This window comes from Staphylococcus sp. GDY8P120P, from assembly GCF_017892065.1.
Classification (GTDB): Bacteria; Bacillota; Bacilli; order Staphylococcales; family Staphylococcaceae; genus Staphylococcus; species Staphylococcus nepalensis.
Genome location: NZ_JAESKI010000069.1, coordinates 1 through 603, shown reverse-complemented (window position 1 = coordinate 603; position 603 = coordinate 1). Strand labels below are relative to the sequence as shown.

Below are 603 nucleotides of genomic sequence, written 5' to 3'. Positions count from 1 at the left end.
TTAGTAGCATTAGTATTATTACTCGCAGCATGTGGAGATAAGAAAGACGATAAGAAAGTCACAATTGGTATCGCATCAAATGACACAGCAGTTTGGGACAAAGTTAAAGAATTAGATAAAAAAGATGGTATTGAAGTTGAAATCAAACAGTTTTCAGACTACAATGTTCCAAATAAAGCTTTATCAGACGGAGATATTGATTTAAATGCCTTCCAACATTTCGCATTTTTAGATCAATTTAAGAAAGCAAATAAAGGTACAGATATTACTCCTATTAGAACGACAGTGCTTGCGCCATTAGGCATATACTCTAAAGAATTGAAAGATGTTAAAGATTTAAAAAATGGTGCTAAAGTTGTAATTCCAAATGATGTTTCAAACCAAGCAAGAGCGTTAAAATTATTAGAAAAAGCAGGTTACATTAAATTAGATAAGAACTTCGGTTTAAGTGGTGGACCTAAAGACATAGTTGAAAATAAAAAGAATTTAAACATTAAAGCAGTAGATGCACAACAAACAGCGAGAGCATTAGATGAAGTGGATATTGCTGTTATCAATAATGGTGTAGCTTCAAAAGCTGGATTAGATCCTAAAAAAGATCCT

General features: G+C 32.0%; 1 protein-coding gene. It reads left to right on the top strand.

The genetic code is table 11. The features are described 5' to 3' along the window. Positions 1 to 603, top strand: a 603-nt coding sequence (gene gmpC / locus KA900_RS14700; RefSeq protein ID WP_210139798.1) for a dipeptide ABC transporter glycylmethionine-binding lipoprotein, incomplete at both ends; no start/stop codon positions are given.